This is a genomic window from Dyadobacter bucti, from assembly GCF_005869225.1.
Lineage (GTDB): Bacteria > Bacteroidota > Bacteroidia > Cytophagales > Spirosomataceae > Dyadobacter > Dyadobacter bucti.
In genome coordinates this window covers 165,295-188,133 of the sequence record NZ_SWFP01000002.1, presented here as the reverse complement: position 1 = coordinate 188,133, position 22,839 = coordinate 165,295, and the positions used below count along the sequence as shown (strand labels likewise).

The window sequence follows — 22,839 nt, the reverse complement described above, 5'->3', positions numbered from 1 at the left end:
ATGTGTTGATAGTCAAATTATTGTACTGGAATGTAGACGGGAAATTTTTTGCGGGTGAAAAACTCAGGTAAATCTCGAAGAGATCCCGACATTCAGGTAAATCTCGAAGGGCTGAAATTATTGTGACAAAACCGGACTCCTACGCGATACGAAACCTTGTGAGGGGTGAAACTCCGAAATAATGTCACCCCTCACGGGGTTCTCCGGTTGGCTGTGATGTCATTTTTTATAATAATTGCGTCCCTTCGGGATTGAGATTCTGGGTAGAGGATTCGCAGAAAAAAAGGCCGAATTGATGCGGCCCGAAACTTCAAAGGAAATTTGAAAACCTGCTTAAACCGAGGCACTGGGCGCTCCTGCCGGGACAGCCGCAGCCTGTTTGTCGGTAACGTACCGGTGGATACGGTACATGAGTAATATCGTTACGAGCACCGCAAATACAACTACGTTTCCGAGCATGGGGTAATTTTCGATGTAGCCGGTACTGGTTTCGGATACAATATGACCGGCAATAAGCGAAGCAATTCCGCCTGCAATTTGCTGGACCGATGAGTTGATACCCATGAAAGCGCCCCTGTCTTGCGGCTCGGGAACAGCCGTCATTAAGGCCGAGGCGGAGATCATCCGGCCGGTAATTCCTACAAAAAGCAGTACGTTTAGAATGATAATAATCCAAAGCGGAGTAACGCTGAGATTGCAATAGATCAACGTCATCGCACAGGTAATCAGCGAGCCGATGATAAAGATCTTGTACTTGCCGATCTTATCGCTGAGCTTTCCGATCAGCGGACTGAATACGAGCATACAAATACCGGTTATCATATATAAAGTGGGCAGCTGGGCTTCGCGTATACCGAGATTGTTGACTCCATAGGCAGTTCCAAAAGGCATCAGCATAAACCCGCCCGTTGCCAGCAAAGTAGTCGCAGCAAAGCCTTGCAGATACTCAGGCCGGCTCAGTGTTTTGCCCAAATGCTGAAAAGCGTTCCCTTTGGAAGGCAGTTTCAAATGGGAATCAATGGGCTTTACATACATCACGATCAGCACACCGACAATCAGGCTGACGGCGACAATCATCAGAAAAGGGGCATGCCAGCTGAACTCTTTGGCGAGATAAAGACCGATGGGAATACCCAGGACCTGGCTGCTTGCGAAGGCCATTTGCACGAAGCCCATTACCCTGCCGCGGACGTTGATTTCAAACAAATCCGTAATGATTGCAAAACTGATTGAGCCAATCACACCACCGAAAATCCCAGTGAAAATGCGCGCCATAAGCAGGAAATGATAGGTTGGCGCAATTCCGCACAGGAATGTACCTATTACAAAACCGGTGTAAAAGAATAGCAAAAGCTTCTTTCTGTCGAACTTATCGGCGAAGCCGGCGGTAAGTAACCCGGCCGCACCGGCACTGAATGCGTATGCAGATACAACAAGCCCAAACTGGCTGGTACTGATCGAGAGTTTGTCGAGGAGAATGTAACCAAGGGGAGAAAGGACCATAAAGTCCAGTACAACTGTGAATTGCAGTGTGGCCAGCAATGCAATAATGAATTTTTCGTAGCCTGTAAAAGTGTTTTTGGTTTGTTCTGACATATAGTATTGTCTTTAAAATTCAATCCGTAAGTTCCTCGCAATGGTAACCAGCCCTTGTCACCAGCTCCTGTATCCGCGAACAATCCGAAAAAGTCGATTCAATTCGCAACACGTTATCAATATCCGACAAATCAACATTCCAGCTGATAATATCCGACTGTGCATCCAGTATCTGGCCGAGTAGCTTAACATCTTTTTTGTGGTTAATGTTTGTTTTAAATACCAAAACAAATGCTTCTGTAGTGTAATTTTCTTCCATGGCAGAGTGTTTGTGCCGGAGATCGCCGCAAAACATCAGGGTTTCAGTGCTTTAAGTACGAGTCCAAGCGTAAGGTTTATTTGTTTTTCATCCAGTATGAAAGGCGGTCTGCCCGGCATACTGCTTCTCGAAATATGAAATTTGACCAGCTGGTACAACGGTGCAAAGGCCACAGACCAGTAAATCTCAACCGGTAGCGGTAACAGTTCGCCCCGGTCAATGGCATTATGGACAAATTTGGACATGGCATCCAGAAACCGCCTGTCCATCACAGACCTGTCCACGAGAGGGGAATTCCTCAACTGCTCTGTAAACTGCATGCTGTAAGGATTTTCCAGGCAATATTTTATCCGGTTGAGCCATTGTATTTTCAGTCCTTCATCGAAATGACAATCCGGATCAAAATTTATCAGCGTGGCGTCCGCCATTTTTTTGGTTTCTGCGGTATATAACTTTTGTATCAGATCTTCCCGGTCTTTATAATAGATGTAAATGGTGGCTACGGAAACCTCTGCTGCTTTTGCCAGCTTATGCATACTCAACCCATCAAAACCATGGTTCACGATTATTTCAATGGCTTTTTCCCGGATGGTGCTTTCCTTATTAATGTCCCTCGTTCTCATAATCCTTCAAATATAAATGAACGTTCGTTTATTTATGTTGACGATCGAGACAAACTTTATTTTAAAATTAACCTGATTGACCGTTGTCAGGAATTTACAGAGTGACAATAAAATTCTCTACCACTTTTTTATTATAACCCTTGTACCCGCCCTGGAAATCGCGCCCGGAAATAGCAATAAAGTCGGCCATCCGCTGTGAATTCAGCTGCTTTAAAAGGATATCATAATCGCCATCGTACTTGATAAAATAGCCGGAATATAACGTCGCTTCCGGATTTTCATAGAGCACAAAGTTTGGATAAAGATTCATGGGCGAAAAAACAATTTTCTTCCCGAAAGAACTGTCCAGCCCCTGCGCCCTTCCGAAAGCATACCAGGCTACTGCATTAGGCTTCCCATTATCACGACGATCGAGAGCAGGTTTTACTTTAAGAAAATAGGAATATGTGTGAGGAAATTTTTCTTTGAGGATGTTTTCAGGAATAATGCGGTGTTTTCCGGTCGCGTCTTTGGTGTAAGGGAACAATACATATTCTGTAACCGGATCGTCAGAGTTTTTAAGGCGGGAGCCTTTTACAATTGGTTTCAGCAGTTCTTTTTCGAGGTAAACGTTTGTTCCGTTTTTGCTTTGGGCTGTAACCAGATCTTCGTTTTCGCCCAGAATGGAGAAAAGGTAGTAACCATCTGCCAGCGTTGTAATCCCGACGGAAATTCGGCAAATCTCGCCCAATCTCTGCCCATTTGCCGGTACCGCTTCGGTTAACGACAGTTGCCACTGGTTGGCCTGGCCCAGTTCCTCGAATGCTATTTTTCTGTTATTGTATTGAAAATCAGTATTTTCACATTGTTCGTACTCGAAATTCTCATTTTTTGTTTTACCAAAAATCGTAATGGCAGGGTAGGTAGCGGCCTTACCAAAAACCGGGATAGAGCCGTAATTGGTGATGCACTTTAAATTTTGGTTCTCCTGAAAATAGGAACGCAAGGGTTTGCCCGTCTGGGACCCGAAGTAGGAGTTTGGCGTGATAAAGGCACAGGTGCCGTCGTTTTTTAAAAGAAGAGATGCGAGCTGGAAAAAGGCCACGTATGCGTCCGTAGAGCCGCTTTGACAAAATGAATAACTGGTCTGGATGTATTTCCGCTGTGCAACCGGCAAGTGTTGAATTCGGATATAGGGGGGATTTCCCAATATAAAATCGAAGCGTTCCTCACTATTGATCTGTTTCAGCGCATCCTGGCAGGTAAGGTTCCAGTTTATTTCAATACTCAGTGGCGCGATGAGCTCATCCAGGTTTTGGCGGCAAAGTATAAGTGCATCGGGATCAATATCCCAGCCCTGAACATTGAGTAGGGTAGACGCCAGTGTTTCGGGAGGCGTAGTTTTGATGATATGCTCAACAACCGCAACCAGAAAACGTCCGTCACCACACGCGGGATCTAAAATGGTTTTGTCCGTGAGGTGGGCTGCATAAAATCCGGAGTCTGCCAGGATTTTTTCGACAATATGGCGGGGCGTATAAATTTGGCCGAAAAGCTTTTTCTGATCGTAGGTGCGTGTTTTTGATCCCATGGTTTGTGTCAATCAAATGTACATATATTTTCAAAACTTCAATTCGCAAACCCGGAACCCTTTCATGCGTTTGATATGATCCGTAAGCACGGGTGGATCGATATCCCTGAAAAGGATTTCATACGTATTTTCGTTGAAAATGAAAGAAGATCCGTCTGCCCGGACGCGTTTAGTGCCTGTTTTAAAATAATTTCCTACTTCTCCTTTTTGTAGTGCCTGCTTATCAACGAAGCCCAGCAGGGATGCAACGGTACCGTCGGTGTCTGACTGATGAAATGATATGCAAAAATAATGGGAAGTTTTGGAGCCGGGTTTGTAAAGCTGGGATGCCGGGATATTCAGAACATAGTCGTAGGCCAGAATGCCGCTGCGCCTCTTCATAGATTTGATATCGACGCAAAAAGTGTCTGTCTCGGAAACGATCTTGAAATCCTGTCCCCAGTCTTGCCCGTCCACGGCACCGAAGGATCGGGTGGGGCGGGGCAGATGATACGCATCGGCGAATACGATTTCACCAAGGCTGCCGGTGAATCGCATCATTCGGGTTTGCGAAAGCTTATCTTCCTGCCGGTCCCAGATATTGGATACGTGATGGTGCCGAAGCGAATATTCGACCAGCTCACGGGCAAAAAGCTTCTGTTCGTCGCTGACGGAGATTTGTATGTACGAGGCGTTGTTCAAAACAATTTACTCCATGCAAATCTGATCGCTACCAAAGCAAGCACAAAACCGACTAAAATGGCGGTAAACGGAACGTAAGTCCATGCTACTAAGTGGATTCTGTCGACGAACCACATCACTCCAATGAGTGCAGCAATTAAGGTCATGAAACCCGATATTTTGCCAAAACCGGGTATCAATGCGAAAGGAATCTTGCTTTTGATCAGCATCAGCGTCAAGGCCATAGAAATTACCGGCAAAAGCTGTAAAATGATGTTGGCCTGCCAGACGCTCTGCCGTTCGAAGAGGAAAAGGTAAATATTGAGGGTAACAGCAAAAATCCCGGGAATGCAGATTGCGTACACCAGGACAGAATATACATAACTCCAGAATGTAATGTCTCTGCTTCCATTCGCAATCACCCCGACCAGATACGCCGCCAGCGGCATCAAAATAAAATAGAGAGCGGGTGGCCAGGGATTTTCAGAAACAGCAGTGAAAAACTGGGATAGGGTCATTTTTATTTGCGAGAATGTTTAGAAGGGAGGAAAGGGAAGAAGGAGGAAAGGGAGGAAGGGGAAGATGGAGGAAGGACGATGATTACGTTTCCTCCCTTTCGTCCCTACTCCCTTTCCTCCCCTTCAAAAAAATTAAAGTCCAAGTAAAAACCCTATCGTAAAGTTTGCATCCCAGTCGAATACGAACTGCTTGCAGCCTGTCGCGTCTGTTACTGCTTTATAAATGTTAATTCCCGCTTTGGATTTAGCGTTTGTGAGTTTAGAATATGCAAGCGGAGCGCTCAGGGTTGTGTAACGTTCTTTTCCCTTACGCACTTCCTTAGCCATTTCAAAAGGGACTCCGCCGATGATGAAACAGGTTTCTCTCAGTTCAGCTGGGATTTGTTTGGCCTTGTCACTAACTTCTTTGTATACTTTGGCATCGTCTGTACCTTCCTGAAAATATTTGGCTCCATAGGATTCCAGGGCTGACACTTTTTCACCCTTTACCCAGGAAATTTTGGTGTTGCCTGACCCTATATCGACTACAAAGGCCTTGTCTGTATATTCAGCCGGAAGAACGGATTTCAATGCAAGCTGACCTTCCTGTTCCGGTGTTACCTGGTTTACAACATAACCCAGCGATTTCAGTACCCGTGAAATTTTTTGTGTTACGTCCGCTTTTGCCGCTCCTGAGCTTACCACAAAGTGGATGTCTTTGCTGCCTACACCATAGTCCAGCATGCCGGAGATGTATTTTTTGAGACCAATGCGAACATCTTCATCAGTTGCCATATTTTCGGTAACAAGACTATTCCCGAATTCGGATTTTTCAAGTTTCCAGCGTTTTTGAGCATCGACTTTGATCACAAAGGAATTGAATCCACTGGCACCAAGTTCTACAACCCCTTTCAGTTTACCATCCACGGGCGCCGGTGGAGTATAGTTGAATGCAGTGGTCTGATTATCGGTAGCCTCCGAATTGCTGGATGAGTTTTCAGTAACCGGAGTTTCTGCCTCTCCGTTTGTAGTAGCGTCTGTTTGCGGGGTTTGTGCACGGTCTTCGGCCATCTGGTTGAGCGTCTTTTCGCCGCCCAGATATTTGTATCCAAGGAATATCGCTCCTAAAATCAGGACTGTGATGATTAGTCTGCCTGCTACTGTTAGTCTCTTCATTGATGTATGGTTGTTAATTGAATTATGTAAAGTGATTGAAAAAATGAAATTGTTAATCCAGAAGGCCCTTGTATGAAGAGTCCTTCGGTACATCCGTGGCGCGGCTCGGCGGCTTGGGGGCATCCAGTTGTATCAGTTTGAACTGCCCCGAATTATATGCTTCAAGCATCGCCTGACCTTTGTCAGAAAGTAGTCCGTTTTGTACGTCAACACCGTTGATGAAGTCAAGGGACAAATCCATCGCTCGTTTCATTTCACCCAATTTCTGGCTCATGTCGTCCTGGATGTATTCCATGGATTCGTCGAAATAGAATTTTTTGTCCGGATTTCCTTTGAAAATACTTACGGCAGTCCGCAGCGCATTGGAGCTTTCCTTTACAATTCTATATTCGGCCTCTTTAAGTTTTACCTTAATTTCCGTTTCCTTAATAATGTAGTCCGCACTTTTATTCACTTTTTCCATAAATTCAAGGACGGTTTTCATGTTCCGTTGCAGAGGAAAGAGCTTTTCGTTCATCTCCTGCAGTCCGGCTCCCTCGATGGTCGCCAGCGATGCAGTTTCCTTCATTCCCGGACGGTCGAGCATGGTACCGGCTTTGTTTGCTTCGGCAAATTTTTGTTTGATCTGCTCATTGTTTTCATTGATATTCTTGTTGAGCTTCACAAGCTGGCCTGCCAGCGTATTGATCTGGCCCTGCATTTTTTCTCTTTTTTCTTTCAGATCATCTATATAAATCTTCATGATAGCGATGGGATCCAGCTTGATAATGAGGCCGGTAATCTTTCGCATCAGGGTTTTGAACAAAAAGAACACGGCCGTGCGGACGTCCTTGCTTGTAAGCAGAAAGATCACCACAGCGAGTATAGCCATCAAAAATCCGAGGTAGAGCGTATTCTGGGTGACTTCTATCAGGAACGCCGCGAGTTTGTTCCAATAATATAATGCAGCAGCGCCCAACCCGCCCAGGAAAAGGAGCGAAGTGATACCTTCCGGTTTACTCCAGTACGAGCGCTTGGTATCTTCCTGCGCGCCGCCTATCTGACTGAAATCTGGTGTTGCCATTGTTTATGCGAAAGTTAGTTATGTAAATACTTGTTTATTTTTGTCAAATCGGAACTGATTTGTTCGACAAAACTTTTGTAGGTGATCTCGAAACTGTCCTTGTTGGCATTGATCTTTGCACTTTGCTCTGTTACTTCTCCGGAGATCTGCCCCAGACGGTTCTTGTTTTCGTCAATTTTTTTCTGAAGGTCTGCTATCTGTTGCGTGAATGCGGCATTGGCTTCTTCCAGTTTTTTTTGTTCATTCTGTAATGAACCAACCCGGTCGTTGATCGCTTTTTCCACATCTTTCAGAAAAGATGACCGGTCTTTATCCAGAATTGCCAGATAATGATCCGCGGAAGTTTTTAATATTGTGGTATCCTGCACGCCACCCATCGCTTTGAAACTAGCCCAGGCAGCTTGAAAAAGCTTTTCTTCGCCCAAATTAAGTCCTTCCATGTTCCGAAGAGCCTGTTTGTACTCGAAATAGTCAGGCCCGGGAAGATTGGCCTTTTCCAAAAGGTTCACGAAGTGTTCTACGAATTTTCTGTCCACGTCGGTAGTGCCCGCAGTATTTGAAACTTTTGCGGAAACCGCAGGTTTCTGAGGCTCCGAAGGCTTTGAAGTGCCCGTGTCCTGTTGGGCCGGTTCATCATTTTCTTTGATAAAAAAGCTGAGTATTTTTTTTCCAATACCCGGTTCAGAATCTGCCATAAGTGTTCTAATTTGTTTAGATTCGTCGATTTGTTCTATCAATATTACTAAAATTTGGAGGATTTAGTACGGTGGTATATTTACCAATGGTAGCCTGATTTGATGAAGCCACGTAAATATTGGATAGAGTTTAAGTTTTGTTTTAATTGAGACTCCGTTAGTGAATCAAAGTCACATATATTTCAATAAAAAAATTAGAAATACTAAAAACGCTTATGCTTAAACTTGGTTTTAACAGTGCAATTCTTGCAGATTTTGGATTTGAACATGTAGTTAAATTTGCAGGAAATCACGGATTTTCATGTGTTGAGATGATGTGCTGGCCAGCGGACAATGCAGACAGTCGCAGATATGCCGGGGTAACGCACATCGATGTGAATGACTTATCTGGACAAAGGGTATCGTCTATTAAATATGCGTTGAAGGAAGCGGGCGTCTTCATTTCGGCCCTGGGGTATTATCCTAATCCGCTTGATCCCACGCCGGGACGTTCCGAATTCTATATTGAACATATTAAACAGGTGATCCGGGGGGCGGCGAAGCTGGATATTCCGGTGGTCACTACTTTTATCGGCCGTGATCCGTCAAAGAGTATCAAGGATAATCTGGCACTTTTCGCTGATATCTGGCCGGCTGTTGTAAAAGTGGCTGAGGAAAATGATGTAAAGATCGGTATTGAAAACTGCCCGATGTTCTTTACAGACGATGAGTGGCCGGGCGGTAAAAACCTGGCGATCAGTCCTGCGGTTTGGGACCGGATGTTTGAGATTATTCCAAGCCCTGTTTTCGGACTGAATTACGATCCTTCACACATGATATGGCAGATGATGGATGAGATCAAGCCGATTTATAATTATAAAGAACGCCTGCACCACATTCACCTGAAAGATGCGAAGGTTTATAAAGATAAACTGGATAAGGTAGGGATCATGGCCAACCCGCTTGAATACCATTCGCCCAAATTGCCTGGACTGGGGGATGTGAACTGGCGTGGGTTCTTTGCCGCTTTAACGGACGTCCGCTACCGTGGGCCGGTGGTGATCGAGGTCGAGGATAAGGCCTATGAAAGCAATATTACAGATGTTCAAAGTGCGATTCTGACGAGCAGGAATTACCTGCGGCAATTCCTGGCGTAGGTACCGATCCCCCAACCCCGGGTTTAAACCCGGGGTTGGGGGATCGGCGCATGGCCTAAAGGAATCGCGAAAGCGATTGGAAGAATCGATCAAAATCCTCGATATGAGGCAAATGTCCAATGTTATTCAGTTCTACCAACTGGCTGTTTTTAATCCTGGCTTTGGTTTGTTTGCCCAATTCGGGATAATTCCCGAGTGTTTTACGGACATCCTCGGGAGCAAGATTTTTTCCTACCGCACTTCTGTCGCGCTGCCCGATTATGAGCAGTGTCGGCACGTTTATCTTCTCAAATTCATAGCAGACCGGCTGGGTGTAAATCATATCATAGGTCAATGCGGAGTTCCAGGCAATTTTCGGATAGTCCTTGTTTAGCGTCCAGCCGGCCAGCAGGTTCACCCATCTGGTATAACCCTCTTTCCATTTACCGTCGTAGTAACTCGTGAGCTGGTAGTTTTTGATGGAGTTGAAATCGCTTTTCAGTTCGCTCTGATACCATTTGTCAACAGACTGGTAAGGTACTTTCAGCTTGTAGTCTTCAAGGCCGATGGGATTTTCGAGGATCAGTTTTTCTACGGTTGCCGGGTACATCAGTGTAAACCGTGTCGCCACCATTCCGCCCATAGAATGCCCCAGTAAGATGGTTTTTTCGATGTTCAGCTTATCCAGGATTTTCTTTGTGTTAGCAGAAAGGTCATGAAAAGAATATTGGTAATGAGCCGGTTTGGAAGATTTACCAAAACCAATCTGATCCGGAATAATGATTCGGTAACCTAATTTTAGCAAGGCACTGGCGGTTTGTTCCCAATATGCGCCGTTGAAGTTTTTTCCATGCAAAAGCATGATCGTCTTCCCGGAAGGCTTTTCAGGTTTCAAATCCATATAGGCCATTTTCACGTTTTCCCCCTGGGATTCAAATTCAATAAAAGATACGGGAAAAGGGTATTGATAGTTTTCCAGATTGATATCCAGGTCACGTAACGCATCGTTTTGCGCATGAGAAAACAGTGGAGCAGCAAACAAGAGGAGAAAAAGTATTGCCGGATTTTTCATTATGGATTGGTTTAAAAAGCAAAAAGGATAACAGTCAAGTCATCCTTTCTTAAAATAATATACCAGCTTGTTTTCTATTGGATCAGTTTGGCTTTTGTTGACAGGAAGGCTGTTAAAGAAGCCAGGATGCCGACGATAGCAAACGACCAGCGAAGATCAGCAAACTGTGCTACGATCCCGATCAGCGGAGGGCCGATCAGAAAGCCGATGAAACTGATGGATGAGACCGCTGCCAACGCCATTCCTGCTGACATAGTGGTTGATTTTCCGGCTGCGCTATATACCAGCGGTACAACCGATGACACCCCGAAACCTACCAGCAAAAATCCGAAAGTTGCAGGAACCAGATAAGGGAACAACACTGCTATCGCGAGTCCGAAACCCATGAAAGCACCGCTGATCTGCAACATTTTCTTGCGTCCCAGACGGTTGGCAAGCCAGTCACCCGCAAAACGTCCGCCTGTCATTGTGCCCATAAAGGCAACATAACCCAATGTCGTCAGCGAAGCCGGAACGTGTACTGCCTCTTGAAAATATACGCCACTCCAGTCAAACATAGCACCTTCACAAACCATGGCACAAAAACCTATCAAACCCAATGTAAGCAGGTCGCGGTCGGGTTTTACAAACATAGGTTGTGCTTCCTGGTCGTTTTTATCGCTGTCGGGCATTGTGTGCTTAAAAGCAGTAAAAATGATCACAAATGCAGCCAGGGCGATCAGGCTGAAATGGATGTGCGGAGGAATATGTACTGAGATGAAAAATGAACCGATCATCGCACTGACAAAACCTGCAAGACTCCAGAGGCCGTGGAATGACGCCATAATAGATTTTCCGTATACCTGTTCTACTGCCACGGCCTGTGTATTGATCGCGATATTGGTAAGGTTACCCCACAAACCGAATGCGAAAAGTGCGATAACGAGCTGCTCTGTCCTGGTCACAAATCCGATAAAGGAAAGCGTCACAGCATAAAGGATCGCACCGATCAAAACCATCTTCTTGCTTCCGTAGTGCGTTACCATCCAGCCGGAGATCGGCAAGCTGGCCATCAGGCCGATTGGCAATGCAAGAAGAACGGTACCCAGTCCTCCCTCGGTGAGGTGCAGCATATTTTTTATATCCGGAATACGGCTTGCCCACGCCGCAAAACTCAGTCCCTGAACGAAAAAGAAAGCAGCCACTGCAAGTCGCAGGTACTTTCGGGAGTCGGATGGGGCGAAAATTGAATAATTCATAGGAGTCTTAATTTTTGCAGGGCAGCGTGCCCAACTGTTAATTCGTATTTATTTAATATGATTTTTTTAATATTGTCTTTTTCTAGCCTGGTATCGTAAGTGCGTGTCATTTATTTAAAACAAACTTACAGATGCAAAATTAACGCTTATGTTTTAAATAAGATTCAATTAAATTGTACTTTTTTAATAATATTAAAAAGTATGTGTTGTACAAAAGTAAGAAAAGGGGTTTTCTGCCAGAATGCGTCGGCACGAAGGTTCACCAAATTGAAAAATGACTGGAAAAAGCATTCAAATTTTCTTAAATTGACAATCCTTCAACTTAATTCTGTGTATATACTGATGAAATACTTTTTTACGTCAATTGTGGGGCTGTTTGCACTTATCTCATTCGGACAAGCACCACAATCCGAGAGGATCAGCAGAATCAAAGCTACTTTGCCAGTTGTTGAAAAGGTTTATCAGGAGTATGCAGAGAAAAACCATTTTCCTGGGCTGGCTTTCGGATTGGTCGTCGACGGGCAACTTGTTTATTCAGGAGCAAATGGTTTTTCGGAGATCGCCACTTCTACGAAAGCCAGCCCGAAGTCGCTTTTCAGGATTGCCTCTATGTCCAAAAGTGTAACTGCCATGGCTATTCTCGCCTTGCGGAAAGAAGGAAAGCTGAAATTGGATGATCCTGCTTACATGTATATCCCTGAGCTGAAATCCATGCCGTCGCTTACAAAAGACGCTCCGCCCATTACAATAAGACATCTGATGACCCATGCAGCGGGCTTTCCTGAGGACAACCCATGGGGCGACCGCCAGCTCGACAGCCGGGATGAAGAATTGATCGCGCTGATCAAAAAAGGTATTTCTTTTTCCAACGTGCCCGGTATCACTTATGAATACAGCAACTTAGGTTTTGCGATACTGGGAAAAATTATAGGGAATGTATCGGGCAAGCCTTATCAGCAATATATTGATGAAGTGATTTTTAAACCGCTCGGTATGAGCAGCACGATCTGGGAATATACCAAAGCGCCCAAAATGCTTCTTGCACACGGTTACCGTTTCGAGGATGAGAAATGGAAGGAAGAGGAGCTACTGCACGACGGCACCTATGGGGCTATGGGCGGGCTGATCACTTCGATCGAGGATTTCAGCAAATATGTAAGTTTCCACCTGTCGGCCTGGCCGGCAAGTTCCGGGGAAGAAAAAGGCCCGGTGTCGAGAAGTGATGTGCGTGAAATGCAGATGCCCTGGAATTTTAATTCACTGAACGCCAAATTCAAATATCCTTCGGGCCGTGAATGTGCCGTGACATCTGCCTACGGCTATGGATTGAGATGGAGCAAAGACTGCGAGGGACGAACCGGGATAGGACATACCGGCGGTTTGCCGGGCTTCGGTAGCCAATGGCAGATTTTGCCGGAATATGGCATCGGAATTCTTGCTCATGCGAACCGGACGTATGCCGGTATGGCGACCATTAACACGGCTGTTCTGGATACTATTATTGCCCTGGCCGGACTAAAACCGCTTCCTATTGCTGTTTCGCCCGTTCTTGCAAAAAGAAAAGAGGAGCTCATCAAACTTTTACCTACCTGGAACAACGCGGAACAAAGCGGGATTTTTGCTGAAAACTTCTTCCCTGACAAGTCTCTTTCACATCGGAAAAAAGAGCTGGACATATTGCTGGAAAGGGTTGGGGAAATTAGGGGTTCGACAGATATGGTTGCCGAGAACCAGCTTAGGGGAACATTTTCGCTCAAGACTACCAAACAGGATATCAAGGTTTATTTTACCTTGTCGCCAGAGAACCCCGGGCTGATTCAACAGCTTGATTTTTCTCTGACGGATTAATTTTAAGGTTTAAAATATTTTTTTTAGCCAGATAGGGGGGATGATTTTCTGAATTGTCAGGTAATAAACAATTCAGAAATCATGAAAAAGACACTTTTTTACCTGACTATCTTTTTTTGCGGACTATTTAGTTCCGAAGCGTTTGCCCAGGAAAACCAGACAATTTTCAAAAGCTCCGGCATCCGCCGCTCGGGTGGATATGCAGCCATCTCAAACAAGTTTACGAAAATCAATGGCCACTATGCAAACATGCCTGAAATATATGGTGGCTGGTTTGTTAATCAGCGGTTTTTGCTGGGGGTGGCGGCGGCTGCAACAACCAATTATATTCCTGTTCCGTTTGATGCTCAGAATTTTCCGGGAAATAAAGTTACTTATCAATACGGACAAGTGGGATTGATGACGGAATATGTGGTTGCTTCCACGAAACGTGTTCATTTCAATGTCAATTTGATGACGGGAACCGGATTTAGCATGCAATATGACCGCCGGGAGCTGGATGACTGGGATGATTTCGATTGGGACGACTATGATGAAGATGCTAAATTTTTCTTTGTGATGGAGCCGGGCGTACAGGTTGAGTTTAATTTGCTGAAATGGATGCGTTTCAGTCCCGGAGTATCTTACCGCAAGGCTTTTAATGCCAGGGGAAATGGACTGTCGGATTCTGATCTCAGTAACATTTCGTACAATCTTACTTTAAAGTTCGGACGGTTCTGATTGCGCGGGATTAATAGTTCGTGAACGATTCATGTACCATTAATCCCCATTTAAACTATCATAGGGGCATTTTAGTCCCGGGTTTGGTCGTATGTGATCAGGATAACGTGCTGATTACCATTAAACAAGTACAATAGGAACAGATATTGTACTGTTATATACTGAATTCACACACATCCGCGACCAAACCAAATCAAAATGAGAGTTTCAGGGATCGTATTTGTCAGCATCATTCTTTTTTCTTCGGCAGTAGCCAGGTCTCAGACCAACGTTTACGATGTAATTGTTGCAGGAAGGACCATTGGTTCATTAAAGGTCTTCGATAACAAAGAGACAGGAGGGGAAGCCGAAACGCACCGAATAGAATCCAACTTCAAGATTCTGTTTTATAAAGGGAATTATTCCACACAGACCAGTTATGTGCGCGGAAAGCTTGTATCCGCCGAGTGTGCGCACCATGTAAACGGGGATCTCAAAGAAAAGACCCAGACAAAAAGTGCCTCCAAATCCCTTTACGAGGTGTTCTTTTCAGGTGAAGATGGAAAAGACAAACCTAAAATAGAGCTTTTCTCGCCCATCATCTCCACTATAACGAGCCTGTATTACAAGGAGCCTGTCAATATCAACGAGGTATATTCTGAGCGGTACGGCAAAATGTGTAGCGTAAAAAAGCTTTCTGAGGGGAAGTACGGGGTTTCTCTGCCCGACGGTAAGCAGGGGATTTATTCCTATAAGAACGGGCTTTGCAAAGAAGTCAATACGGATCTTGCAGGATTCAAGCTCCGTATTGTGTTAATTGAAGGGAAAAATAAAATCAATTAAGGCCCTGTTTAAAGGATCAGTTTGAAACAAGCTTTTGATTTTTGATCTCAGACTGATCTCTGATTTCTTCGGTCACTGTTTTGATCAGCACATCACCTTCCTGAATGTCTCCGAAAACCTCTGTTTTGTCGTCACTGCTGCTTCCGGTCTTCACAGGCACCCATTGCGCTTTTTGATCTACGATTTTGATGACATAAATGCCCTGCGGAGAATTCAATACCGCTGACTTAGGTACCGCAAAAGTCGGTGTGTCACTGTTCAGCGGGACCGAAACTTCGGCTATCATACCAGGCAATAATTTTCTATCAGTGTTAGAAACGTCCATTTCTGCACGTTGGGCACGCAGGCGCACATCCAGGGCGCCAGCCAGGCGTGATACCGACGCAGAGAAAGTCTGATTTGGAAGCGATCTTACAGTGAATTCGACCTGACTCTTATTCTTCAAATGACTTGTATACGCCTCAGGTACACTCACTACTAATCTTAGCTTGCGCTGGTCTGCAAGTGTAAAAAGCGGAAATTCGGAACCTTTTCCTGACGGACCTACATAAGCCCCGGTACTGATATTCCTGGCCGTGATTATGCCGCTGAATGGCGCACGTATTTCAAGATAGTTGCGGTTATCCGTAATTTCTCTGCTTGCAGACCTTGCAGATTCCAGTTGCGCGAGGTCAGATTTTTGTTTGGCGAGCGCAACATCCAGATCATTCTGAGAAACTGTACCCGGTGTTTTACTGGTTTCAAGCAAGCGGTCATAGTTGGCTTTGCTGGCCTGGTAAAGTGCTTCCTGTGATCTTAGCCTGGATTCGCTGCCGCTCAGTTGAGCGCTGATTTCCGGCGCCTCCATACTGGCAAGGATCTGGCCCTGCTTTACTTCTGTGCCCACATCGGCATATAGTTTTTTTACAAAGCTGCTCACTTTGGCGTAAAGGTCAACCTGTTGATAAGCAATGAGTTCTCCGGGTATTTTAATGGTGGAGTTCAATTGCTGTTTTTGCAAGGTGAAAGTTTCGGTGCTGATGACTTCGGCTGGTGCTTTTTTCTCTTCTTTTTCTTCATTTGCTTTGGAAGAGCCGCAATTTTGCAATGTTGCAGAAACACTGGCTAGCAGCAATGCAAGGGCGATGTTTCGTATATTTTTCATTTTCTGGATTGGTTCGATTTCTGATTAATTGCCCATTGGAACATAAAACTTGCTTTCTTCATCCTCAGGATCGAGAGAAACACTTTGCGTGCTCGCTTTTCCCTGCCCCCAGGCAAACGCAAGCGGCAGTATAAATAGTGCCGCGAACGTAGATGCGATCAGCCCGCCGATCACCGCGCGTCCGAGTGGCGACGACTGGTCACCTGCTTCACCCAGGCCGCTTGCCATGGGGATCATACCTACCACCATTGCCACAGCGGTCATCACAATAGGACGGAGCCGTAAGCCTGCCGATTCGTGTGCGGCTTCTATGGCATTTCCGCTGTGTTTTCTAAGCTGTTCTGCGTTGGTAACCAATAGCACAGCATTGGAAATGGATACTCCCACAGACATAATAATTCCCATATAAGACTGAAGGTTCAATGTGGACCCGGTTACCATTAACAAGGCTAGTGAACCAAGTATAACGGCCGGAACTGTGGCAAGCACAATCGCGGACACTTTGAAGGACTGGAAATTCGCAGCCAGCATCAAAAATATCACAACGATTGCGACAACAAGTCCATTCTGAAGACTATCGAGGGTGTCGGTAAGCGTCTGGCTTAGTCCTACAAGCTCAACAGTCAGACCTCTGGGAAGCTCTCCGAGCGATGCAATTACTTCTTTTACATCTGCCTGGGCAACACCCAGATCCTGGTTATTCAGGTTTGCAGTTACCGACAACACCGGCATGGAACCGAGGTTGTCATTTTCTCCGTATGTAGTATCCGGAGTAATGGTTGCGATGTCATGTAAAACCGGGCGGCTAGCGTTTTTTAGGAGGGGAATTTCACCTATCTCGTTGATGCTGTTCATTTTATTCTCAGGAACCTGTATTTGCACGGCATAACTTAGCCCCGCTTTTTCGTCTACCCAAATGTTCTTATCCGTATACCTTGAAGAAGAAGTCGAGGCGATAAGCGATCTGGAAACGTCAGCCATGTCCACACCCAGCTGAGCTGCGCGAACCCTGTCAACTTCAATATTGATAGCAGGATATTTATTGGATTGACCTAACTGGATATCGCGCAAATAATCAATATGTTTCAGTTTATCTATGATCTTCTGTGCATATTGCTCATTGACCTTTTTATCCCTGCCCGACATTCTTACTTCGATAGGAGTAGGGGAACCCTGGCTTAATATCTTGTCTGTCAATTCAATAGGTTCGAATGAGAGCGCTACGTCCGGCAGCTTTTCGCTAACCTTATGCCTGATTTGTTCCTTCAGATCATCCAGATTAATATGAAAACCTTCTTTGAGGCCAATTTGTAAAACAGCTTCCTGAGGTCCTGCCATCCATAGATAAATCGGGCTCACAGAGAACAGGCCGGGATGCTGACCAACGTATGCAGAAGTTACCGACACATTTTCCTCACCGACGATATCTTTGATGAGCGCAATGGTCTGCAAAGTTTTTTCCTCAGTCCGTTCAATACGCGTTCCTTCCGGTGCCCGCAGCCTTACCTGGAACTGTCCTCCGTTTACTTTTGGTAAAACATCTTTACCAATATTATTCAGTAAAAGTACTGCCAGGGCAGAGGTAACGATCAGGTAAGTAACCACAATGGGTTTCCGGTAAGGGATCATACGGTTGATAAACCGCATGAAGCGTGCCCTGATCCTGTCGAAACGGCTTGGTTTTTCACCCTGCTCGTCGGAAGATGCTCTTTTAAGCAGCGCTTCTTTTTGCTGCTCTTTATTTCGGCTCAGGCCGGAACTGGCAAATTCCTCAGAATCACTCATTTCTGAGCCGTCGGGCTTCTTATGATGTTTAACTTTCATGATCCAGTTGGCCATAACCGGTACAAAAGTCTGGGCAAGAAAGTAGGAGACGATCATGCTGAAACCGATCGAAAGTGCCAGCGGCAAGAACAGTGATCCAGGAATACCGCCCATTGTAAACGCCGGGGCAAATACCGCAAGGATACAAAACAAGATCAATAGTTTCGGAAAGGCAATTTCCTGGCATGCATCCCATATCGCCAGGGCTTTGGGTTTACCCATGTCAAAATGCTGGTGAATATTTTCAATCGTCACAGTGCTTTCATCCACCAGGATACCAATGGCCAGTGCCAGCCCACTCAGCGTCATGATGTTAATGGTTTGTCCGAAAAGGTTCAGGAACAAAACACCGGAAATGATGGAAGTCGGGATAGTCAGGATGACGATCAATGCGCCACGTGCATCACCGAGAAAGAGTAATACCATCAGTCCGGTAAGTATCGCACCAATAGCGCCCTCTGTCAGCAAGCTCATTACAGAGTTCATCACATACGAAGACTGATCAAATTCATAACTTACTTTCACATCCTCCGGCAATGTGCTCTGAATACGGGGGATCGATTTTTTGAGATTCTGAACAACCTCCCAGGTGGATGCATCCGCACTTTTGGCAATACTGAGGTAAACAGAGCGCTTCCCGTTTACAAGTCCGTAGCCAGACGTAATATCTGCACCGTCTTCCACCGTTGCCACGTCTCGCAAGTACAGGTTCTGAACTGACCCTTTGAACAAGGGAATATTCTCAAAATCTTTAATATTCCGGATCGTTGTGTTGGTCGGGGTAATGTAATTTTTATCGCCGATCCGGACGTTTCCTGACGGGGCAGTCTGGTTGTTGAGCCGGAGCGCTTCAACCAGCTGATCGGCAGTCATATTATGTGACCGCATCAGCTCCGGATCAGCCTTAATTACAACAGTCCGGATGTTTCCGCCGAATGGAGGTGCCGAAACCAACCCGGGAATGGAGGTGAAGTTTGAACGGACATATACGTTTGCAAGATCCAAAAGCTCATTATTCGATCTTTTTTCGCTGCTAAGTACCAGCTGACCAACCGGAAGGGTAGAAGCATCAAAACGGATAATAAATGGAGGGTTGGAGCCCGGGGGAAAAATAGCCTGTGCACGGTTGGTAAACGCGCTGAGCTCAGCGGATGCCTGGGCCATGTTCGTGCCCGGGTAAAAATTGATCTTCATCAAAGTCAAACCCTGAATGCTCTTGGTCTCAATGGTTTTGATCCCGTTTACGTAAAGCAGGATGTTGACATACTGTTTGGCAAAAAACGTTTCCATCTGATTAGGCGTATATCCCCCGAACGGGTGGGCGATATACATCACCGGCAGGTCAAGCTTGGGAAAAATATCGACCTTTATCGTCCGGACGGCATTGATACCAAAGAAAAATAAGCCTGCTACCAATACCATGATAGTGATAGGCTTACGCAATGCAAATCGTATTAAATCCATATATTCATTTATGATAGAATCTTAATTTTTGTCGTGGGTGGTCAGGTGTTGTCAAGTGTTGTCATTTTTTGTCAGGTATCGTCATTTTTTGTCATTGATAGTCGTTTGTTGTCATTTGCGACTTCATAACTATTTCATGACCGCTCATGACTACTTAATGACTATTTCCATAACTACCTAATGACGACTTAATCCCACTTCATCTAAATACCCCAAAGTCCCCCGATGCCGCTGCTTTCAGCAATAGTGCCTGCCAAAGGTTTGTAAACGCCACGTCACGGTTTGTTTCTGCGCGGTTCAGGATATAAAGCGATTGTGTGAGGTCGACGATATTGCTAAGTCCGTTTTTATACAATACACTTTTTTGCAAATAAGCATCCGCGGCAGATTTAACTTGCACGGGTGCTTCCCGGAAGTTGGCAACGGCGTTTTTAATTTTGGTCTCAGATAAGATAAGCTGGTTTTTGATCTGCTGGTCTATTACGTTGTATTCCTCCTGCAACGCATTGGAAACAAAATTTTGAGACAAAACCTGCTGCCGAGTCCTGAAAATATTCGTAACGTTCCATGTAGCACCGATCCCGAGCAGGTAATTGGCACGCACAGGTTTGATACCTTCAAAGTAACTTTGGGAAAAAGCGCTTTGATCAACCGCATAGTTGGATGAGAAACCGGCGCCACGGCCCTGAAATACTCCAAACAATGAGAAAACGGGCATTCCTAGGGTATGGAAGTACTTGGCTTGCTGGTTACTCACTGCAATCCGGTTAGAATAAAACTGCAGCAACGGATGGTTCTCAGTCCTGTAAACTGAATCTTCCACCTCGGCCGGCATTTTTGTAACGAACATGGTATCAAGCACAAAGTTTTGTTCCGTAACTCCCATGAGCCGCGCAAGATTGTTCGCTTGTTCCTGCTCCAGATCCTTGGCCTGTGTAATGCTGATCTTCGCGTTCGAGACTTCCGCGTTGGCAAGGGACGAGTCTACGCCGGCTATCAGGCCGTTTTTCGCCCGTGTGATAACTACGTTTTTGATGGCCACCGCTCTTTCGAGGTTATTTTCCCAGGATCTGGTCAGTCGTTGGGCAACGATGAGGTTCAGATATGCGCTGGCAACCCGGATGCTGTGCTGAAACTGTTCTTGTGCCAGGTCGCTCTCATCTCTTTTTACAATTGCCTCAGATACATGGATACGTTCTTTTGCGCGGCCAAATGCAAAAAAGTCCCAGTTAACATTGGTAAGGTATAGCGCACCGAAAGCCGAGTTCCAGTTTTGGTTAGGAAGTGGAAGGCCTGAGGAAGCAACCGACAAACCCATTCCATATAACGGGCCGTTCTGTCCGTTTACGGTTCCATAATCCTGCTGGGCGGAGAAATTCAGATTGGGCAGGTACTCTTTCTTGCTTTGCAGCACAGTAGCCCTGGATGCGTTGAGATAGTTATTTTTTGCCTTGATCGTGCCGTAATTCGTTAGGGCTTTCTCGACAGCGTCATTCAGCGTAAGGACTTGCGCGGACAAATCCTGATCCATACAAGTCAGCGTCAGCGAGGTAAACAGAATGGTTAAGAACTTATTCGGCATAGGTAGAAAAATTATAGAAGGAGTGTAGCCAGCGAAGGCACAAATGTAATTATGTCACCGCATGTAAAATCTATCACTTTCAAACAATACATTACAAAATTCAAACATTGTCATCTTTCGCTGATCCGGTAGGATTTCGGTGTAAGTCCAATTTGCTTCTTAAAAAGATTATTGAAATAGGCTGGGTATTCGAACCCGAGGCAAAACGCAATTTCAGCAATGCTCCAGTTGGAATGCCTCAGCATCAGCTTGGACTGGGAAATGATGCTGTCTATGATATGATCTGTGGTAGTCTTGCCGGTGCTTTCTTTCAGAGCACGGTTCAGATGGTTCACATGTACGCCCAGCTTCACGGCATAGTCCTTTGCAGTCTTCAATTTCAGCTTGTGTTCCGGTGACTCTATCGGGAACTGCCTTGCAAGCAACTCCTGGAACATGGAAGACAGTCTGGCTGAGCCATTTACATGCATATCACTCAATTCGGAAGGCTGCATTTTCATAGCTTCATGCACGATCACATTCACATAATTGCGCATGAGGTCATACTTATGGATGTATCCCGACTCGATCTCGCTTTGCATTTTTGCGAAAATACGGAGCAGATGATCCTGCTGATCTTTGTCGATAAAGTAGACAGGTATATTGTCGTTTCGCAAGATGGGGCAATTTACTATAGCCTTTGAGCGATGGATCGAATTTAAAAATTCATCGGTAAAGAGACAGAAATAGCCTGCCTGCTCAGTGGATGTTGCCTGCCAGGAATAAGGAACGTTCCGGTTAAAGAAAACGAGCGCATTCCGGTTAATATCAATTTCCTGGTTTCCATAGAATAACTTTCCTTTTCCCAGTATCAGCGAAATTTTATAAAAGTCCCTGCTGGCGTAAGAGGTGTACTTGTTGCAGAATACCCTTGAAAAAACATTGAAATGCCCCTCATCTCCTGTGTTTTTATCTGGTCCCCGGGAGCCTTGCGCTGCGGGGTGGGTTAAATAAAAATGCTCTACGGTCTCACTTGGTATCATGTGTTGAAATTATGAAATTCAAATATTCGCTACAAAATAATCCTGTTAAAAATTAATTAAAACGTTAACGTACACGCTATTTTCATACTTTTTCCGGCTTTATCAATCTTTGTAAATCGCCAAACGGAAAAAGCCGGCAAACCTGAATGCCGGCTTATGAAAACATGAAATTTGCCTGAAATACTACATAGACTGACACAAAAGCTCTGCGGCTTGATATGAAGCTCGTTTGGTGTGCTTGCCGGTTTTGTAATGACGTGCCGATAGGAGGGGATTTATGTTGGGTTTCTGTTTTTCCTGCTTTACAAATACTACAAGCGAAGCTGTTCGGGTCTGATACCTCGGCGTATAATCACGATTGTTTGTGTTGGAAAATCGCGGCTGACCCTGCGAGCTGATAACGGAGATCACTGGGATAACCAGGCGGCCGCTGTTCTTTGTTTTAGCCAGCGCAGTCTTGTTAGCGTGTTTGTAATTAAAAACTGAAACGCCTGCATCTGTGGAGTTGACAAGCTGTGCGTGCGAATTATGCGAGGCTGCTGCGCCGGCCAGTAGTAGTGCGGAGATAATTAGTGATTTGGAAATCATGATGTGTTGGAGTGAAAATATTACCTGAATAAAGGCTTCAAAATTACCTGGTAACTATTTTCCGGTAAATAGCCATTTCAAACAAAAAAATATAAATTTCAATCATTGTCGAAGGGGCTTGTCCGTAAGTTATCACTCTTGGGTGAAAGATTTTAGTTATTTTGAGGCGGGACGAATTTGAACGTCCATTAGAAAATCTAGTGTCTGGATGTCAATTTGCGCTAAATTTGGGCATCTCAGATTTTGTGTCGGTTATTTTCA

20 protein-coding genes are annotated in these 22,839 nt (G+C 45.2%); 4 read left to right on the top strand and 16 right to left on the bottom strand.

The features are described 5' to 3' along the window. Positions 1 to 333 precede the first annotated feature (333 nt). The 9 genes from FBF61_RS06060 to FBF61_RS06025 form a co-directional block, all read right to left on the bottom strand. Positions 334 to 1,596, bottom strand: a complete 1,263-nt coding sequence (locus FBF61_RS06060; RefSeq protein WP_138476315.1) for an MFS transporter — start codon at positions 1,594 to 1,596, stop codon at positions 334 to 336. 19 nt (positions 1,597 to 1,615) lie between these two features. Beyond that, positions 1,616 to 1,855: a hypothetical protein gene (locus tag FBF61_RS06055; protein WP_138476314.1), complete on the bottom strand. Its 240-nt coding sequence runs from the start codon at positions 1,853 to 1,855 to the stop codon at positions 1,616 to 1,618. Positions 1,856 to 1,890: 35 nt separating this feature from the next. After that, a complete protein-coding gene (locus FBF61_RS06050; protein WP_138476313.1) occupies positions 1,891 to 2,478 on the bottom strand; it encodes a TetR/AcrR family transcriptional regulator in 588 nt (195 codons plus the stop codon). A gap of 94 nt (positions 2,479 to 2,572) precedes the next feature. After that, positions 2,573 to 4,048, bottom strand: coding sequence for an HsdM family class I SAM-dependent methyltransferase (locus FBF61_RS06045; RefSeq protein WP_138476312.1), 1,476 nt, complete (start codon positions 4,046 to 4,048; stop codon positions 2,573 to 2,575). A gap of 30 nt (positions 4,049 to 4,078) precedes the next feature. Continuing rightward, on the bottom strand, positions 4,079 to 4,729 hold the full coding sequence (locus FBF61_RS06040) for a hypothetical protein (RefSeq protein WP_229214932.1): 651 nt from the start codon (positions 4,727 to 4,729) through the stop codon (positions 4,079 to 4,081). Beyond that, the gene (locus FBF61_RS34495) at positions 4,726 to 5,226 is read right to left on the bottom strand and encodes a hypothetical protein (RefSeq protein ID WP_166444428.1); all 501 of its coding nucleotides are present in this window, start codon (positions 5,224 to 5,226) and stop codon (positions 4,726 to 4,728) included. Before FBF61_RS34495 ends, FBF61_RS06040 begins: the two co-directional genes overlap by 4 nt. Positions 5,227 to 5,358: 132 nt before the next feature. After that, entirely contained in the window at positions 5,359 to 6,381 is a 1,023-nt protein-coding gene (locus FBF61_RS06035) for a Ppx/GppA phosphatase family protein (protein ID WP_138476311.1), read from the bottom strand. Positions 6,382 to 6,433: 52 nt separating this feature from the next. After that, positions 6,434 to 7,444 (bottom strand): DUF342 domain-containing protein, encoded by a 1,011-nt coding sequence (locus FBF61_RS06030; protein ID WP_138476310.1) that lies wholly within the window; start codon positions 7,442 to 7,444, stop codon positions 6,434 to 6,436. Between the two features lie 14 nt (positions 7,445 to 7,458). Next, on the bottom strand, positions 7,459 to 8,139 hold the full coding sequence (locus FBF61_RS06025; RefSeq protein ID WP_138476309.1) for a hypothetical protein: 681 nt from the start codon (positions 8,137 to 8,139) through the stop codon (positions 7,459 to 7,461). Between the two features lie 215 nt (positions 8,140 to 8,354). Between FBF61_RS06025 and FBF61_RS06020 the strand changes: the two genes are divergently transcribed. Then, positions 8,355 to 9,275 (top strand): sugar phosphate isomerase/epimerase family protein, encoded by a 921-nt coding sequence (locus FBF61_RS06020; protein ID WP_138476308.1) that lies wholly within the window; start codon positions 8,355 to 8,357, stop codon positions 9,273 to 9,275. A gap of 55 nt (positions 9,276 to 9,330) precedes the next feature. Here the strand turns inward: FBF61_RS06020 and FBF61_RS06015 are convergent, their stop codons facing one another. Both FBF61_RS06015 and FBF61_RS06010 read right to left on the bottom strand, forming a co-directional pair. Beyond that, positions 9,331 to 10,326, bottom strand: a complete 996-nt coding sequence (locus tag FBF61_RS06015) for an alpha/beta fold hydrolase (RefSeq protein ID WP_138476307.1) — start codon at positions 10,324 to 10,326, stop codon at positions 9,331 to 9,333. A 74-nt stretch (positions 10,327 to 10,400) separates the two neighbouring features. Further along, positions 10,401 to 11,564: an MFS transporter gene (locus FBF61_RS06010; RefSeq protein WP_138476306.1), complete on the bottom strand. Its 1,164-nt coding sequence runs from the start codon at positions 11,562 to 11,564 to the stop codon at positions 10,401 to 10,403. Positions 11,565 to 11,906: 342 nt separating this feature from the next. Between FBF61_RS06010 and FBF61_RS06005 the strand changes: the two genes are divergently transcribed. From FBF61_RS06005 to FBF61_RS05995, 3 genes are all read left to right on the top strand, one after another. Continuing rightward, a complete protein-coding gene (locus tag FBF61_RS06005) occupies positions 11,907 to 13,412 on the top strand; it encodes a serine hydrolase domain-containing protein (protein WP_138476305.1) in 1,506 nt (501 codons plus the stop codon). A gap of 81 nt (positions 13,413 to 13,493) precedes the next feature. Then, a complete protein-coding gene (locus FBF61_RS06000) occupies positions 13,494 to 14,132 on the top strand; it encodes a hypothetical protein (protein WP_138476304.1) in 639 nt (212 codons plus the stop codon). 198 nt (positions 14,133 to 14,330) lie between these two features. Beyond that, positions 14,331 to 14,954, top strand: coding sequence for a DUF6134 family protein (locus FBF61_RS05995; RefSeq protein ID WP_138476303.1), 624 nt, complete (start codon positions 14,331 to 14,333; stop codon positions 14,952 to 14,954). 16 nt (positions 14,955 to 14,970) lie between these two features. Here FBF61_RS05995 and FBF61_RS05990 read toward each other — a convergent pair whose 3' ends face one another. From FBF61_RS05990 to FBF61_RS05970, 5 genes are all read right to left on the bottom strand, one after another. Beyond that, positions 14,971 to 16,098, bottom strand: coding sequence for an efflux RND transporter periplasmic adaptor subunit (locus FBF61_RS05990; protein ID WP_138476302.1), 1,128 nt, complete (start codon positions 16,096 to 16,098; stop codon positions 14,971 to 14,973). Positions 16,099 to 16,122: 24 nt separating this feature from the next. Further along, positions 16,123 to 19,386: an efflux RND transporter permease subunit gene (locus FBF61_RS05985; protein ID WP_138476301.1), complete on the bottom strand. Its 3,264-nt coding sequence runs from the start codon at positions 19,384 to 19,386 to the stop codon at positions 16,123 to 16,125. A gap of 199 nt (positions 19,387 to 19,585) precedes the next feature. Continuing rightward, a complete protein-coding gene (locus FBF61_RS05980) occupies positions 19,586 to 20,968 on the bottom strand; it encodes a TolC family protein (RefSeq protein WP_138476300.1) in 1,383 nt (460 codons plus the stop codon). A gap of 110 nt (positions 20,969 to 21,078) precedes the next feature. Then, positions 21,079 to 21,990, bottom strand: coding sequence for a helix-turn-helix domain-containing protein (locus FBF61_RS05975; protein WP_138476299.1), 912 nt, complete (start codon positions 21,988 to 21,990; stop codon positions 21,079 to 21,081). 183 nt (positions 21,991 to 22,173) lie between these two features. Continuing rightward, positions 22,174 to 22,578, bottom strand: a complete 405-nt coding sequence (locus FBF61_RS05970; protein WP_138476298.1) for a hypothetical protein — start codon at positions 22,576 to 22,578, stop codon at positions 22,174 to 22,176. Positions 22,579 to 22,839: the final 261 nt, after the last annotated feature.

What these genes read in the sequence shown, in the direction of transcription:
- FBF61_RS05975 (WP_138476299.1), bottom strand. Translation starts at nt 21,990, where the DNA reads ATGATACCAAGTGAGACCGTAGAGCATTTTTATTTAACCCACCCCGCA.
- FBF61_RS06060 (WP_138476315.1), bottom strand. Translation starts at nt 1,596, where the DNA reads ATGTCAGAACAAACCAAAAACACTTTTACAGGCTACGAAAAATTCATT.
- FBF61_RS06035 (WP_138476311.1), bottom strand. Translation starts at nt 6,381, where the DNA reads ATGAAGAGACTAACAGTAGCAGGCAGACTAATCATCACAGTCCTGATT.
- FBF61_RS06055 (WP_138476314.1), bottom strand. Translation starts at nt 1,855, where the DNA reads ATGGAAGAAAATTACACTACAGAAGCATTTGTTTTGGTATTTAAAACA.
- FBF61_RS06015 (WP_138476307.1), bottom strand. Translation starts at nt 10,326, where the DNA reads ATGAAAAATCCGGCAATACTTTTTCTCCTCTTGTTTGCTGCTCCACTG.
- FBF61_RS05995 (WP_138476303.1), top strand. Translation starts at nt 14,331, where the DNA reads ATGAGAGTTTCAGGGATCGTATTTGTCAGCATCATTCTTTTTTCTTCG.
- FBF61_RS05970 (WP_138476298.1), bottom strand. Translation starts at nt 22,578, where the DNA reads ATGATTTCCAAATCACTAATTATCTCCGCACTACTACTGGCCGGCGCA.
- FBF61_RS06020 (WP_138476308.1), top strand. Translation starts at nt 8,355, where the DNA reads ATGCTTAAACTTGGTTTTAACAGTGCAATTCTTGCAGATTTTGGATTT.
- FBF61_RS06045 (WP_138476312.1), bottom strand. Translation starts at nt 4,048, where the DNA reads ATGGGATCAAAAACACGCACCTACGATCAGAAAAAGCTTTTCGGCCAA.
- FBF61_RS34495 (WP_166444428.1), bottom strand. Translation starts at nt 5,226, where the DNA reads ATGACCCTATCCCAGTTTTTCACTGCTGTTTCTGAAAATCCCTGGCCA.
- FBF61_RS06025 (WP_138476309.1), bottom strand. Translation starts at nt 8,139, where the DNA reads ATGGCAGATTCTGAACCGGGTATTGGAAAAAAAATACTCAGCTTTTTT.
- FBF61_RS06000 (WP_138476304.1), top strand. Translation starts at nt 13,494, where the DNA reads ATGAAAAAGACACTTTTTTACCTGACTATCTTTTTTTGCGGACTATTT.
- FBF61_RS06010 (WP_138476306.1), bottom strand. Translation starts at nt 11,564, where the DNA reads ATGAATTATTCAATTTTCGCCCCATCCGACTCCCGAAAGTACCTGCGA.
- FBF61_RS05985 (WP_138476301.1), bottom strand. Translation starts at nt 19,386, where the DNA reads ATGGATTTAATACGATTTGCATTGCGTAAGCCTATCACTATCATGGTA.
- FBF61_RS06005 (WP_138476305.1), top strand. Translation starts at nt 11,907, where the DNA reads ATGAAATACTTTTTTACGTCAATTGTGGGGCTGTTTGCACTTATCTCA.
- FBF61_RS06030 (WP_138476310.1), bottom strand. Translation starts at nt 7,444, where the DNA reads ATGGCAACACCAGATTTCAGTCAGATAGGCGGCGCGCAGGAAGATACC.
- FBF61_RS06050 (WP_138476313.1), bottom strand. Translation starts at nt 2,478, where the DNA reads ATGAGAACGAGGGACATTAATAAGGAAAGCACCATCCGGGAAAAAGCC.
- FBF61_RS05990 (WP_138476302.1), bottom strand. Translation starts at nt 16,098, where the DNA reads ATGAAAAATATACGAAACATCGCCCTTGCATTGCTGCTAGCCAGTGTT.
- FBF61_RS05980 (WP_138476300.1), bottom strand. Translation starts at nt 20,968, where the DNA reads ATGCCGAATAAGTTCTTAACCATTCTGTTTACCTCGCTGACGCTGACT.